Annotated in this window: 12 protein-coding genes; 5 read left to right on the forward strand and 7 right to left on the reverse strand. The window is 56.3% G+C overall.

Going from position 1 to position 14,465, the window contains the following annotated elements:
• Positions 1-147 precede the first annotated feature (147 nt).
• The 7 genes from prpB to J2Z75_RS16670 form a co-directional block, all read right to left on the reverse strand.
• On the reverse strand, positions 148-1,053 hold the full coding sequence (gene prpB, locus J2Z75_RS16640) for a methylisocitrate lyase (protein WP_209853900.1): 906 nt from the start codon (positions 1,051-1,053) through the stop codon (positions 148-150).
• Positions 1,054-1,062: 9 nt separating this feature from the next.
• The gene (locus J2Z75_RS16645; RefSeq protein ID WP_209853901.1) at positions 1,063-2,592 is read right to left on the reverse strand and encodes a tripartite tricarboxylate transporter permease; all 1,530 of its coding nucleotides are present in this window, start codon (positions 2,590-2,592) and stop codon (positions 1,063-1,065) included.
• Complete coding sequence (locus J2Z75_RS16650; RefSeq protein WP_209853902.1) at positions 2,592-3,032, reverse strand: tripartite tricarboxylate transporter TctB family protein; 441 nt, start codon at positions 3,030-3,032, stop codon at positions 2,592-2,594. Before J2Z75_RS16650 ends, J2Z75_RS16645 begins: the two co-directional genes overlap by 1 nt.
• A 10-nt stretch (positions 3,033-3,042) precedes the next feature.
• On the reverse strand, positions 3,043-4,023 hold the full coding sequence (locus tag J2Z75_RS16655) for a Bug family tripartite tricarboxylate transporter substrate binding protein (RefSeq protein ID WP_209853903.1): 981 nt from the start codon (positions 4,021-4,023) through the stop codon (positions 3,043-3,045).
• A gap of 77 nt (positions 4,024-4,100) precedes the next feature.
• Entirely contained in the window at positions 4,101-5,525 is a 1,425-nt protein-coding gene (locus J2Z75_RS16660; RefSeq protein WP_209853904.1) for a sensor histidine kinase, read from the reverse strand.
• Positions 5,522-6,193, reverse strand: a complete 672-nt coding sequence (locus J2Z75_RS16665) for a response regulator (protein ID WP_209853905.1) — start codon at positions 6,191-6,193, stop codon at positions 5,522-5,524. The genes J2Z75_RS16660 and J2Z75_RS16665 overlap by 4 nt, the downstream gene beginning before the upstream one ends.
• A gap of 433 nt (positions 6,194-6,626) precedes the next feature.
• The gene (locus J2Z75_RS16670) at positions 6,627-7,607 is read right to left on the reverse strand and encodes a helix-turn-helix domain-containing protein (RefSeq protein ID WP_209853906.1); all 981 of its coding nucleotides are present in this window, start codon (positions 7,605-7,607) and stop codon (positions 6,627-6,629) included.
• 391 nt (positions 7,608-7,998) lie between these two features.
• Between J2Z75_RS16670 and J2Z75_RS16675 the strand changes: the two genes are divergently transcribed.
• The 5 genes from J2Z75_RS16675 to J2Z75_RS16695 all read left to right on the forward strand — a co-directional run bounded on the left by J2Z75_RS16675 (position 7,999) and on the right by J2Z75_RS16695 (position 14,463).
• Entirely contained in the window at positions 7,999-8,400 is a 402-nt protein-coding gene (locus tag J2Z75_RS16675) for a hypothetical protein (RefSeq protein ID WP_209853907.1), read from the forward strand.
• Positions 8,397-10,703 (forward strand): N,N-dimethylformamidase beta subunit family domain-containing protein, encoded by a 2,307-nt coding sequence (locus tag J2Z75_RS16680; RefSeq protein WP_209853908.1) that lies wholly within the window; start codon positions 8,397-8,399, stop codon positions 10,701-10,703. Before J2Z75_RS16675 ends, J2Z75_RS16680 begins: the two co-directional genes overlap by 4 nt.
• A gap of 171 nt (positions 10,704-10,874) precedes the next feature.
• The gene (locus J2Z75_RS16685) at positions 10,875-12,440 is read left to right on the forward strand and encodes an ABC transporter substrate-binding protein (protein WP_209853909.1); all 1,566 of its coding nucleotides are present in this window, start codon (positions 10,875-10,877) and stop codon (positions 12,438-12,440) included.
• On the forward strand, positions 12,416-13,522 hold the full coding sequence (locus J2Z75_RS16690; RefSeq protein ID WP_209853910.1) for an ABC transporter permease: 1,107 nt from the start codon (positions 12,416-12,418) through the stop codon (positions 13,520-13,522). The genes J2Z75_RS16685 and J2Z75_RS16690 overlap by 25 nt, the downstream gene beginning before the upstream one ends.
• Positions 13,507-14,463, forward strand: a complete 957-nt coding sequence (locus tag J2Z75_RS16695) for an ABC transporter permease (protein ID WP_209853911.1) — start codon at positions 13,507-13,509, stop codon at positions 14,461-14,463. The genes J2Z75_RS16690 and J2Z75_RS16695 overlap by 16 nt, the downstream gene beginning before the upstream one ends.
• The last annotated feature ends 2 nt before the right edge of the window (positions 14,464-14,465 follow it).

Genomic DNA, 14,465 nt, shown 5'->3' on the forward strand with positions numbered 1-14,465 from the left:
CTTGCGCGGACTAGACATTGGTATCTTTGCGCTAGTCGCTCGTAACTCGTTCGCAGTTCCGTGCTGGAGAAGTGCCGAGCGGGTCGATGGTTCATATCCGTTCAAGGCGCTGTGATCCGTCTTCGGAGAGCCTGTCTTTGCGGTGTGTCAGATTGGCACGCGGCTTTTCGCGATAGACGTGTCCAGCGCTTCATAGGCGTCGAGGCCAATCGCTTCGTAGAGCTCAGCGCGGGTCTGCATCAATGGGAGCAGATTTTCCGTCGTACCGGTAAGCGCCAGATCCCCGTAAAGCTTCTGCTGGGCATGGTTTGCCACACGCAGCGAAGACACGGGCCAGATAACCATCTGATAGCCAAGTGCTTCCAACCGCTCTGCCTTTATTGGGGGGGATCTGCCGAACTCGGTCATGTTAGCCAACAGCGGAACACCTCTCATTGCCTCGGAAAATTCCGCAAACATTGTTTCCGTCGTCAGCGCCTCGGGGAAAATCGCGTCAGCACCCGCCTTTACGTAAAGCCTCGCCCGGTCGATGGCCCGGTCGATGCCTTCTTCTGCGACAGCATCCGTTCGCGCAAGGATCAGCAACGAACGGCGTGCACGGACGGCGGCGGCGACCTTCGCGGCCATATCTTCGGCTGGTGCGAGCTTCTTGTCGTTCAGGTGGCCGCATTTTTTCGGCAACAGCTGATCTTCTATCTGGACAGCGGCAGCTCCGGCATCCTCCAGGTTTCGAACGGTATGCATGACATTCAGCGCTTCCCCAAACCCGGTGTCAGCATCGACCAGCAGCGGTAAGCCGCTGGCGCGAACAATCTGGCGGGTAAAGAACAGCACGTCTTCGAGTGTGAGAATGCCGAGATCTGGCAGGCCCATCGAAGCACTCATAGCCGCGCCCGAGAGATAGAGTGCTTGGAAACCTGCCTGCTTTGCCTGCAGCGCGGCGAGTCCGTTATGAGCGCCCGGCATTCGGACGATGGAAGGTTCGCCCAATAATTCACGAAGGCGCTCTCCGGCAGGGCGGGCTTCAATGTCATTGCCAACAAGATAAGGCATTGGACCACCTCAATCCTGCTCAGCGACTGCTTTCTCGCGCCAACGTCTGAACCTGGGCATGAGAAGCGGAACCAGTAACACTGCTGTGGCCATTGACCAGAGAACGATCGCGATGGGGCTGGACCAGAGGATTGCCACGTCGCCGGCAGACAGTGACAACGCGCGACGCAGGCTCTGCTCGAGAATCTTTCCAAGCACCAGACCCAGGATGAGCGGTGCCATCGGGACCCCGAAGCGCCTCAGGAAATACGCGCCCACGCCGAGGGCCACCATAAGCACAAGATCGAATGTCGTCGATTTACCCGAATACACCCCGATTGTACTGACCACCACTATAAAAGGCACGAGAATCCAAGCTGGGACAGAAAGCATTTTTGCAAACAGGCCGACCAACGGGATGTTGATCGCCAGCAGAATGATGTTGCCGATAAACAGCGAAGCGATCAGACCCCAGACAAGGTCGGGTTGCGATCGGAAAAGTGCTGGCCCCGGGGTGATGTTATAGAGTGTCAAGACGCCCAGCATGATCGCCGTGGTTCCGGAGCTTGGAATACCGAGCGTCAGCATCGGGATGAAGTTGCTGTTGGATGCGCTGTTGTTTGCTGCTTCCACTGAAGCAAGCCCGCGCATGTCGCCTTGGCCGAAACGGCTGCCCTCAGGGTCAGTACGCTCAACCACGCGCTTTTCCGTCGTATAGGCAAGTGCTGAGGCGACCGTGCCGCCGGCGCCGGGAAGGATGCCCACGAAGAACCCGATCAGCGATCCGCGCATTGTCGCCGCATTGGTGAATTTCATTTCGGCGCGGTTGAACAGTGGGCGGCCGAGCTGCTCAATACGGGGGGCAGCTCCTCCTTTCATGCTTTCGAGCATGATCAGCAATTCACTGATGGCAAAAAGACCGATGACCACAGTCGCAAACTGCACGCCGTCGACCAGGTTCGGTGAATCGAAAGTGTAGCGGTAGACGCCGGAGTTGGCATCAATGCCTATCGTTGAGATCCCGAGGCCGAGCATGATCGCAAGCAGAGCCTTGACGGGCTGATCGGTTAGCAGGCCGGTAAGGCACGCAAAGGCGAACACCATCAGCGCGACATACTCGATGGGTCCGAAGGCCAGTGCCCATCCTGCCAGGAGCGGCGCGGCAATCACGATCCCAAAGGTGGCAATCGCCGATCCGACAAAGGAGGTCCAGGCAGACAACGACAGCGCTATCCCAGCCTTTCCCTGTCGCGCGAGGGGATATCCTTCGATGGCAGTCATGACAGCAGACGCTTCGCCCGGGACATTGAGCAGGATCGCACTGATGCGACCCCCGTATTCGGACCCGATGTAGATCGCCGCCATCAAAATCAGCGAGGATTCGGGCGACAGGCCGAGAGCAAAGACGACCGGCACGAGCATTGCGACGGCATTGATTGGCCCAAGCCCCGGCAAAACGCCGACCATGGTGCCGACGATTGCGCCGACGGTGGCCAGCAGCAGATTTGTCGGGGCAAGCGCGATCCCGAAACCGTGCGCCAGATAGGAGAGTGTTTCCATCAGATGAATCCCCCGAACGGACCAATGGGCAGAATGACGTCGAGAAGCCTGTCGAAGAGCAGATAGGAAGAGATTGCCAACACCGCACTTGTTATCAGCCCTTGCCACCACGACGCCCCGAACACCATTGCGATGGGAACCATGAGCAATGTCGTTGACAGTACGAAGCCGAGCGGCTGAAACAGCAGGGCATAGGCCAGTAGGCAGGCCGAAAGGATGAGGATCGGGCGAGTGACGCCCGATCCTTCGGTCGTGTTCGCTTCACCGGGTTTCAATACAAGGATGATGCCGCACACCGCGATGACAGCGGCTGCCATCAACGGGAACGCGCGGGGTCCTACAGGCTCGTAGGCAAAAGGTGCCTGAAGGCCGTAACCGTAGGCGACCATCGCGGCCGCCAGCGCAAGGGCGGCTAGTCCGAGGAAGCGGTCCTGGGTCATGTTTACAGCCCTACTTGGTCGTGAGGCCGAAATCGGCGGCAAGCGTCTTGTAGGCAGCAACCTGACTGTGAACGAAAGCCGTCGTTTCCTCAGCAGTCATTGGCAGCGTGAAGAGGTTGCGCTCCTGGAGAAGCTGCGCGTAATCAGGCGACTTCATCGTCATGGCAAAGGCATCCGCCCACCACTTGTAGTCGGCATCGCTGACGTCGGGTCCGACGTAAAAACCGCGGGCGATGGGCCACTTGATGTCGAAACCCTGCTCGGCTGCGGTCGGCACCTCAGCTAGTTTGCCGGGAAGGCGTTGTTCGGAGAAAATCGCTAGCAGCTTCAAAGGCGCGCCACCATCGATTGCCGCCTGGCTGTCGCCAACATCGTTCATGCAAACATGGACGTGACCACCTTGCAGCGCCGTCGCGCAATCGCCGCCGCCCTCGAATGCCACGAAGCGCATCGTCTTGTAGTCGATGCCGGCTGCGCGGGCCGTCATCGCGGCTTTCATCCAGTCCTGGCTGCCGATCGTTCCGCCTGCACCGATAATCACCGATGTCGGGTCGGCCTTGATCGCCGCCATCAATTCGGTCAGCGACTTGTGTACGCTGTCCTGCTGAACCACAACGGCACCGTAGTCGGTGCCAATATTTGCGACCCACCGGACATCCTTTTCGGTGTAGGCGCCGAACTTACCCTGTGCGATGTTGAGAAGCGAACCGGCGGAAAACGCGATGATCGTTCCTGCTTCCGCACGCCGCTGGCCGACAATAGCGTTGTACGCTACGGCGCCGATGCCGCCCGGCATGTACGAGACGCGCAGCGGCGCTTTGAGGGCGCCAGAGTTTTGCAGCGAGGCCTGAGCCAGCTTGCATGTAATATCGAAACCGCCGCCTGGCTGTGCAGGCGCGATGCATTCGGGTTTCGAAGGCTCGGCTTTGCCTATCGCCGGAAAAGTAAACATGGCTACGGACGCAATAGTGGCTTGAATACGCTTGTTCATCAAGAATTTCCTCCCAGATTTCGCAGACCTCCATCTGCGTACAAGCGCTATATCGGATCGAAGCTTTCAAACAGCTTTCAACCGGGGAGGGCTGAGATGACAGGCAGGCTGATGGTGACCACAAGGCCGCTTCTATCCGGGCGATTGCAAACCGTCATTGTGCCACCGAAAGCACGGGCGACGGTGAGTGCAATCGCCAGTCCAAGGCCGCTTCCATCGACCGACCGCTTGCTCGATCCGCGTCGGAATCGCGAACCCGCATGGGCGATTTCCTCGTCATTCATGCCAGGGCCCTCGTCTATGATCTCCGTGAAGGCCCAATCGCCCTCGACCCTCAGGCGGATCGAAATTAGCGAGCTGGGTGGTGCATAGGCAACGGCATTGTCGAGAATGTTGACCAGAGCTTCCTGCAGCAACCCCTCGTTTGCCCGCACAACCACCCTGACCTCCGCCGGTTCGAACACGCAATCCATGCGCTGGCTGCGAATACGTGACCATAGCATTCGCACCGTGTCGGCGATCGTCTCTTCAAGCGAGATCAGTTCCTGTGGATAGGCGTCATAACCTTGAGAGGTCCGCGCGCGCGCAAGTGCGAGCAACTGGTTTGTGGTGCGAACCGATCGATCGAGGACGCTGCGTGATGACAGCAATGTCTTCCTGACATCGTCGAGATTCTGCTGATGCAGCGCGACATCGAGCTGTGTCCTCATAATCGCCATCGGCGTTCGTAGCTGATGGGAAGCATCGTCCAAGAAGCGTCGTTGCTGGTCCGCTTGCTCGACGTTTCGTTGCATCAACCGATTGACCGCCTCCACCAGCGGCCGCACCTCAAGCGGCAGCGACGCGACCTCCACAGGTGTCAGATCATCAGGGTCCCGTGTATCGATCGCTTCACGCAGTCGGTTGAGCGGCTTGACCGCCGCATAGGCCCCGGCGGCAAGGAGCAACACCAGTGCCAGGATAACCATGATATCCCGCAGGATCGCACGGCTAATCAACTCATTCTGAAACGCCGTCCGTGAGCCCTTCGTCTCGGCAACCTGAATGATGATCTGAGTACCTTCAGGAGTGGCCGGCGACAGCGGCCGCTTTAGTGAACCAACGCGGATTGTTCGGCCGAGGTACGTGTCGTCCGAAAAGTTGATCTCGCCGCTGGAGAGTTCTGGAGGAGGTGGCAACAGGACGTCGCCGATCTGCACGAACCCGTCGTCGGTCGTGACGTTGAAGTATACCGCGCCTTGTGCCGTCAGCTCGAAGAATTTGAACAACTGGTATGGTTGTTCGACACCGACGCCACCGCTCTCCGTAGAAATATTTGCGTCGATAGCGCGAATGGCACCGGCCAGTGAGCGATCGTAGGCGCTGTCTGCCAATTCGTTGATAGTCGTTGCGCTGAACCAAAGGGTTGAAGTCATCCCAACTATCAAGGCCGGCAAGGTCCACAGACCCAGCGTGACCGCCAGCCGGCGTCCAGACCGCGCTTCGATCTGCCGGCCGGTCACGTCGGATCAACTTCCAGCACATAGCCCAACCCGCGTAGGGTCCGAATATGTACGGCATCCCCTAGTTTCTTGCGCAATCGGTGGGCAATGACTTCGATTGCATCGAGCTGAATGTCTGCATCATAGGAAAACATCCGGTCCATAATCTTTTGCTTCGACATTGGTTCGCCGGCATGTTGCAGAAGGATGCGGAGCATCGAATGCTCTCGTGGGGTGAGCTCCAGAGCCATGCCATCAAGGGAAAAGCGTTGCTCGGAGGAATGATAGCTCAAGGGGCCGGATGCAAATGTGCCGGTATTCTTGCCATGTGCCCGTCGCACGAGCGCGACCAGCCTCGCTTCCAGCTCCTCGATGGCGAAAGGTTTGGCCAGAAAGTCGTCCGCTCCCTGATGGAGGCTTGCGATACGCTCCGCAAGAGAATCGCGCGCAGTCAGTATGAGAGCAGGCGTGGTGTCACCTCTCGATCGCATTGCAGACAGCAGAGACCGTCCATCCATCTCCGGCAATCCGAGGTCGAGAACAATGGCGTCGAATTCCTCCATCTGGAGGCGCTTATCGGCGACGAGGCCATCCTCCGCCCATTCTGTCATGAACTCGTATCGTTGGCTCAAGGCCTTCATGAGCCATTCTGCCAACTCCATATCATCCTCGATGAGCAAAATTTTCACGAGCGTCCTCCAATGCTGGAGATATGTCCGCATGTCTCCGCAGATGACAAGACTAGAAATTTGGAGAGCTTCACCCTGCTATTCGGCCTCTCCGAGGACGTTTTGCAACCCTCCTTGAAATTGCAGAACCGGCGGTATCAAGTCTCATAAACGAAACTTTTCTGATTTGGGACAGCGTAGCTTACGAATTAGAAGCTTAGCAAAATCAATTCTAGTGGCCGACGGTTCGATTCCGTTCAAGGCGTTCGATATTGGAGCGGGCCAAATCTAGCGGACGGCGCAGGTGTTGATACCTCCACCTTTGCTTCTCTAGTTCAGATTGATTTTCTTGCGGTAAAACGGAAAATAGTTGCAACAAGTACCTGCGGCTGTTCAAAGGGCACAAGCAGTCGCGGTTTGACTTCCGCGATATCGGCTTGTTCAGTCAGGCATATCAGGCTGTGTCCTCCGAAGGATTCAAGCGACGCTCGTTTGGTGTGAAGCCAAAGTGCTCTTTGTAACGAGCAGAGAAATGAGATTGGCTGGAAAAGCCACAGATGTAGGCTACTTCGGAAATAGGAAGCGGCAAGGAGTTCTTCCCATACGGTGCTCTCAACAGGCGATCTGCTTCTTGGAGTCGAAGTCCCATGAGTTCGCGGCCGAAGGTCGTCCCATGTAGTTGGTACACTTTGTGAACGTACCGCAGTGAAACCCGCAAAGAAATAGCGGCGTGCTCAGGCGCCAGGCCGGGGTCTCGGAAATGGAGTGAAAGGAAAGACGAAAGCCGTTGAAAGGTTATATCCGATAGAGCGACTGTAGTGCTTTCTGGAACATCGCTAACGTTGCGTGTTTCTAGCATGATGCACATCAAATCGAGGATATTGTCTTCGGTCCGTTTGAGAACCTGCGGGTCGACAAGTGGCACCATATTGAAAGTTTGGAGCGCTAACTGCGCCACGATCGGGACCATGCCAGCATTCGCGATGTTTCGACGGCCATAGGTTCTGTCGAGAAGGGGAAACCGCTCTCGGACACAATTCGCCGGCACTTTAATCGTTACATTCTGCGTTTTGTTGGCGATCTGGGTCCAATAGGGCTCGGACGAGTTCAGGACATACATTTCACCTGGGCCTACCTCGTCCTCTATTCCGAGATGGCCAAAATGTTCGCGCTCCCGCGTTGGGAATATAAATACTACTTCCTCGGTACCCGAGAGCTGTTGCCTGCGAACTGTGCGCAACGCATCGGCCGTAAATTTCGATATTCCCAGATTGGAAAGTTGTAGGGCCGTAAGACTGCCTTCAAACGAGCGTGGGTCTAGTGGGGTGCAGTCTAGTGGGTAGTAAACCTCCCCCATATAGTCGCACCAACGCTGCGCGCTGCCGGCCTGCTGCGATTTACTTATTGAAAATACTGTCTTGGTCAAACTTAACACGCGCTGTTGCTCCCGCGCTGGACAAGCAAAATACCAGTAAGATTGACACCGGTCAACGCACCCCATCTGTGAGGGCCGCATATGCCAAACGCCCAAGTGCTCCCTAAACGATCGTGTCCGTCGTAAGCCATGCCTTTGGCCTGGAGTCTGTGCACTCTCGAGCAAGTCGCCGTGCGCTGTGATGATATACGCGCGAAAGACCAAGTCCTATTTTGTCGAGGATCGACCCTGCAGCTGCGTCTCAGGAGAGGATCGGGGCATGGTGACTTCGTTCACCGACTAGGACAATTGCCCTCACATCGGTGACGGAGGAGACTGTAAAAATGCGACTAGTAAGCACCAAACCCGAAGTCAGAAAGCGGGTAGTCGTCGTCGGGCGCTGCGAGGCATAATGATGCGCACCAGCGAGCACCGATTGAACGAATTGGACGGCGTGTTTGAGCGACGTTCCCGCGCCCTTCTTCTGGAAAGGTTTACCCACGATGTCGTCGTCGCCTTCGACGCGTCGCCGCTCGGCCCGCATAACGATAAAACCGCCAGGGTGGTTCGCGCCTTGGGCCGGGCTGCCATTGCAGGGAAAGAGATAGTCATCTCCCTAGGCGAAAATGGACCGTGGGGAATCGGCCGGATCGTCCTTGGCGAGCCGGGAAATTTCGTCCGCCTTCCGCAGGTCTGTACCAGCTACGAAGAAGCGCTTCGGCGTGTCTTCGCGATAAGAAGGCAGGCTTTTTTTGCAGGCTCTCAGTCCGGCTGCGAGGCCAGCGATATGGAAGAAGTAGGTAGCGCGCAATGACACACGGTACGCAACAAATTTTTGGTTATAGTGACAGGTTCGCTGCGCGACCGGGCCAATCGCTCTCCTTTCATATCAGTTGCGAAAATGTCGACAGCTACAAGGCCTCGATTGTCCGACTCCGCCATGGATTTACGGGAGAGGCCGGCCCAGGCTTCTTGGAAGCCGAAATACCTTCCGATATAGAAGGGAACTACCCAGGTAGGCGGTACACCTGTCAGCCCGGGTCTTACGTTGAGGTTCCGGATGAAAAAGGGATTCTCGACTCCTTAGAAGAACTCTCGATTGAAATCGATATTTTTCCGACTCTGCCGCAAGGGATGAGGTCGGGTAACTTCGGCGCCTATCATGTAACGCAAAACTCTTTTGGTAGTACTTCAGTTTTTCAGGCATTGCTCGGAAATTGGTCAGCTGCGACGCAAGAGGGCTATGCCCTGATCCTCGATGAAGGCAGGCCGGCTTTCATATGGAGTGATGGCATAAAGGCTTGCAGGCTGTGTTTAGACAGCCCTGTACAGGCTCACCAATGGTATCGGCTAGCGGTTCGGATTTCGACCAGCAAAGGCACAATCTATCTCGAACAAAACCCTATTCGTAACATCATGAACCGATGCTCGGATCAGGCGACCGGGTTCCAGGCAGAATCAACCTCGGTCGAGATCTCCGAACAAAGGTTTGGGAGCGCCTCGCCATTCCGGATCGGCGGGCTCGCGCGCCGGGATGGGGACCGGTGGTTGCCGACCAACACCTTTAATGGGAAGATCGGCGGGATTACAATAAAGCGTGGGGGTTCTGACGCGACTCCGCAGGACCTAGTCGCAGCCTGGCACTTTGGGCGCAGCGTCCGTACCGACGGCCTTCTGCTTAGGGAGGTTATCGATGAATCGCCTAATATGCTGCATGGCCGTTGTTATAACGCGCCGACGAGAGGTGTGACGGGGTCCAATTTCGCGGGTTTGACGGACGATTTTCGTCTGGTCCCCGATGAATATGATGCCATCCATTTCCACGACGATGACATCACGGATGCCCAATGGCCGGCGGCTTTCACATTTGAGGTCCCGGGGGATTTATCCAGCGGCGTATACGCAGCGAAACTGACGAGTGAACACGCAGAATACTATATCCCCTTCTTTGTGCGCGCCGGCGAAAAGAAGGCGCAGATCGCCGTCCTCTTCTCGACCGCTACATATCTGGCCTATGGCAACGACAGAATTGCGTTCGAGGCCAATGGCGCCGAAATCATCGTAAGCCGCACCCCGATCATTGATCGTGGGGATTTGGTACTTCAGGATCACCCGGAGTTTGGGCGCTCATGCTACGAAATCCATAACGATGGAACTGGCGTTGTGTTTGGTAGCGTGCGCCGACCCATCCTTACACTTCAGCCGAAGCATCGGGCTTGGTTCCAAGCGGAGGGAGTATGGGGGCTTCCTGCGGATCTGTGCATTGTTCATTGGCTTGAGATGATGGATCTCGGTTTCGACGCAATTACGGACGAGGACCTGGACCGGGAAGGCTATGGTCTGTTGCAAGATTATAAGGTCCTCATCACGGGAAGCCATCCCGAATATGTCACTCGCAATGAAATTGGCGCGATCGACGAGTTCACAAGTCGGGGCGGTCGACTAATGTATCTTGGCGGCAACGGCTTCTTTGCAACGGTATCGTTTGATCCCGAGGAGCCATCTTTGATGGAGCTTAGACGTTCCGATGGAGGGACGCGTCCGCACCAGTCGCCTTACGGCGACCAGCGCCACACCACATCGGGAGAGATTGCCGGCCTCTGGCGCAACAAGGGGCTGCCGCCACAGCGACTGGTGGGTGTGGGGTTCGCGGCTCAGGGGTTCGATAAGTGCACCCACTACGAGCGCCTTGAAGACAGTCATAATCCAATCGCACGCTTCGTATTCGAGGGCATTGGAGCCGATGAACAGATTGGGGCTTTCGGGATTATGGGCGGCGGCGCTGCGGGCGCTGAAATCGACTGCTATCAACCTGTGCTCGGCAGCCCTCCTGGAACACTTGTAATAGCGACTTCAGGTCCGCTCTCAGATGCCTACCTACTCGCTGCGGAAGAGGTTTATGAATCTATTCCAGGAATCGGAGGTACGGAGCAGCCAAGCGTCCGATCAGATATCGTTCTTTGCCCACTTCACGGCGGTGGCGCGTTCTTCTCGGTCGGTTCGATCGCGTTTACGGCCTCCTTGTCGCACAACGGATATGACAACAACGTCGCGCGAATGACAGGCAATGTCCTTCACCGTTTCCTGCGGCCGGAACCGATCGACGTTATCGTCTGAAGCAACGACAGGTTCGTGAACGTAATGATGAAATGCGCACGAAATTGGTCAACAGCGCGACCTAATTCGGCGAGGTGGGCTCAGCCAAATATGTACGAGGCTGAGCTGTAGCGGCGCCCGATAGCGGGTTGCAGGCGTTCGGGAAGCAATAAAACAATAAGGGGAATGCAAATGTCTGATGAACAAACCTTACAAATGTTGGAAGTTTCGCGTCGTACCGTCCTACGTGGCGCCCTAGTCGGCGGCGTCGGACTGGCTCTCGGCAGTGCCTCCTTGTCGGCGCGTGCTCAAAGCGCGGTTCCCAAACGAGGAGGCAACCTCCGCGTCGCCACGCTTGGTGCGTCTTCAGCTGAGACGCTGGATCCACATTCGGGGGTCCTCCAAGCAGATTTCGCGCGCGCACTGGGGCTCTATGAGCCTTTGGTGGAGATGCAGCCGGACGCTAGCATCAAGAACGCGCTTGCTGAAACGATGGAGCCGAACGCAGACGCGACTGAATGGACGATCCGTCTTCGCAAAGGCGTGAAGTTTCATGATGGCCGAACACTTTCAGCGAAAGATGTCGCTTACACTTTCAGGCGAATTGTAAATCCGAAAGCGCCACTCACCGGAGCCATAACTTTGGCTCCTCTTGATGCCGACAATATACAGATCATTGATGATCTCACATTAAAGGTGCCTATGAAGGCACCGTTTGCGGTCTTCCCGGAGAGCATCTGTTCCGCGGTCTATTACGCAATTGTCCCCGAAGGGTTCGATGCGGCAAACCCGATCGGTACCGGCCCATTCAAGTTTCAGAGTTTCACCCCCGGGCAGCAAAGCATATTCGAGCGCTTTGACGATTACTGGGGGGACGAAGGAGCGCATATCGACACACTGACGATCAGCTCCTTTGTGTCCGACGTCGCGGCGTTCAATGCTCTGCAGAGCGGCCAGATCGACGCTCTTGCCGCCGCCCCCCTCTCACTAGTCCGTCAGGTTGGTACCGGTGGCGCCATCAAGGCGTTGGTCTCCAAACCTGGTCAGTGGACACCTTTCACCATGAGAGTGGATCAACCGCCATTCAACGATCCAAATGTTCGTAAGGCTTTCAGGCTGTTGGTTGACCGGGAGCAAATGATCAAGGTCGCGCTCAGCGGCTACGGCGAAGTGGGCAACGACGTGTTTTCGCGGTGGGACTCATTCTACGACACATCCCTACAAAGGCACCGTGATCTCGATCAGGCGAAATTCTTGCTCAAAAAAGCCGGCCAAGAGAATATGAAGATCGAACTGGTCACCTCTGATTTCGCCAACGGTGTTCCGCAGATGGCCCAAGTTTTCGCACGGCAAGCGCGAGACGCAAACGTTGAAGTTTCCGTGCGGCAAGTAACGACTGACGTCTTCTACGGTGATCAGTACCTACAATGGACATTTGCGCAGGATTTCTGGTTGCATTTTCCGTACCTGCCTCAAATTGCCGAATGCCACCTACCCGGGGCCACCTTCAATGAGACCCACTGGGGCAACGAGCAGTATACCAAGCTCTACAACGAAGCGATCGGGACGCTTGACGCAGGCATGCGAAAAGAAATCGTCCACGACTTGATGAAGATCGATTTCGAAGACGGCGGATATATCATTCCGTCCTTCAACAAGGTCGTGGATCTTCTCGCCAGCAATGTTGAGGGTCTCACGGAAGCTCGGACCGGCTATGCGCTGGGACACTTCGCGTGGAAATCGGTTTGGCTCTCGTGATGCCAGGGGATTCGCTCACTATTAAGACCGTTCTCACTCGCCTTTTTGCCATGGTGACAATGCATCGTGGCAAACGGCGCAGTGCAGCAGAAGCGGAGACTCCCATGGTTTCGAGCCCAATGCTGAGGTTCACCATCCGTCGCGTATTTCTTGGCGCTCTAACACTACTGGCTGTTTGCGTGATCGTCTTCGCCGCGACGCAAATATTGCCCGGCGACGCGGCGAGAGCCGTACTGGGCCGAAATGCGACTCCGGAACGCCTGATGGAAATCCGCGCTCAACTCCAACTGGACCGGCCGATGATCATCCAGTTTTGGTCGTGGTTTTCCGGGATATTGACAGGCGACCCCGGTCAGTCGCTGGTTAACGGAATGAGGGTGATCGACATCGTATATCCTCGCGCGGTAAACTCTGCGGTGCTACTTGTGCTAACCTTTCTAGCCAGTGTGCCGCTGTCGATTGCTCTGGGAGTTATTGCCGCATTGTATGTGGGGCGTGTCGTAGACACGAGCCTTTCTGTCATTGCTCTCGCTTTGGCCGCGCTGCCGGAGTTTGTGGTCGGCATTCTTCTCATTCTCCTTCTCTCGACATCACTATTTCATATATTTCCGGCGGTTTCCCTGGTCCCTCCCGGGAGCTCGGTCCTTCAGAACCCGATTATTCTGGTGATGCCGGTCTTGACCCTTTCTGTGGTCTGCTTCCCTTACCTCTTCCGTATGACACGTTCGGCGGTGCTTGAAGTTCTAGCGAGCGAGTACATCGAAATGGCTCGCTTGAAGGGAATCAGCACGCTTCGGCTCGTCTTCCTTCATGCGTTACCGAATGCACTGGCACCAGTGGTGCAGGTTGTTGCCCTTACACTGGCTTACCTCGCTGGTGGCGTGGTCCTGGTCGAATTCGTGTTCGGATATCCCGGTATTGGTCAAGGACTACTTGATGCAGTGGTTGCGCGAGACATTCCGGTCATACAGTTGACTGTTCTGCTTCTCGCTACGGTATACGTTCTCCTCAACCTTGTGGCCGATTTGATCGCAATGTTACTCACACCAAAAATGAGCGCTCGCCAATGGCAAACGACCTAATCAGCAAAAACCGCTCAGGCAGCGGGTACGCGCTTTGGCGGCGGATGTCTGAGCTCAAAGCCGGTTTAGTTGGGCTGGCGATTGGGCTTATTATCATCGGAGGCGCCCTCATCGGTCCGCTGCTGGCAACGGTGTCTCCCACAGATTTCGTCGGCGCGCCATTTGACCCGCCCTCCCAGGACGCCATGCTCGGAACGGATTTCATGGGCAGGGATGTGCTTTCACGAGTACTTCACGGTGGCACGCAAATCCTCGGCCTCTCAGCCCTCGCAACGGTGATTGGGGTACTTATCGGCACGTTGTTGGGCATCGTCGGTGGGTATCTGAAGGGAAGGACCGACGACATCATAATGAGGTTGCTGGATGTTGCGATGGCTTTTCCGCAGACTGTCCTCGCGTTGCTTTTCATCAGTATAGTCGGCCCGAAATCCTGGCTGATCGCCATACTGGTTGCCGCAATCCACATACCTCAAGTCGCTCGGGTCATGCGATCGGTGGCACTGCGAGTCTCTGAGGAGGACTACATCCGATATGCAGAGGCAATCGGTGTGTCGATGACGCGGATCATTACGCGAGAAATACTCCCTAACCTGACAGCGCCTCTCATGGTCGAGCTCGGATTGCGCTTTACATACTCGATTGCGCTGATCGCTGGATTGGGATTTCTCGGCCTGATGGCGGACCCATCAATTCCCGATTGGGGAATGATGGTCAACGAAAATAGGATCGGCCTCCTGTCGAATGCCTGGGCCGTCGCGACGCCGGTACTCATTCTTGCTGTTCTGACGATCGGAACAAATATCTTCGCCGACTCTCTAGGAAGATCAAACCGCGGAATGCCATCTGGTCCCGCCGATGACCCCAAAGACGATGAGAAATTGAGTGCCGGAAAGACGTTGGAAACCAATAGCGACAACGCAGCAGGCGAGATACGGGGATGATT

Source organism: Rhizobium herbae (genome assembly GCF_017873135.1).
GTDB classification, from domain to species: Bacteria; Pseudomonadota; Alphaproteobacteria; order Rhizobiales; family Rhizobiaceae; genus Pararhizobium; species Pararhizobium herbae.

Bases quoted from the DNA above. Each gene is read 5' to 3' on its own strand.
- prpB (WP_209853900.1), bottom strand. From the start codon at position 1,053: ATGCCTTATCTTGTTGGCAATGACATTGAAGCCCGCCCTGCCGGAGAG.
- J2Z75_RS16645 (WP_209853901.1), bottom strand. From the start codon at position 2,592: ATGGAAACACTCTCCTATCTGGCGCACGGTTTCGGGATCGCGCTTGCC.
- J2Z75_RS16650 (WP_209853902.1), bottom strand. From the start codon at position 3,032: ATGACCCAGGACCGCTTCCTCGGACTAGCCGCCCTTGCGCTGGCGGCC.
- J2Z75_RS16655 (WP_209853903.1), bottom strand. From the start codon at position 4,023: ATGAACAAGCGTATTCAAGCCACTATTGCGTCCGTAGCCATGTTTACT.
- J2Z75_RS16675 (WP_209853907.1), top strand. From the start codon at position 7,999: ATGATGCGCACCAGCGAGCACCGATTGAACGAATTGGACGGCGTGTTT.
- J2Z75_RS16680 (WP_209853908.1), top strand. From the start codon at position 8,397: ATGACACACGGTACGCAACAAATTTTTGGTTATAGTGACAGGTTCGCT.
- J2Z75_RS16685 (WP_209853909.1), top strand. From the start codon at position 10,875: ATGTCTGATGAACAAACCTTACAAATGTTGGAAGTTTCGCGTCGTACC.
- J2Z75_RS16695 (WP_209853911.1), top strand. From the start codon at position 13,507: ATGGCAAACGACCTAATCAGCAAAAACCGCTCAGGCAGCGGGTACGCG.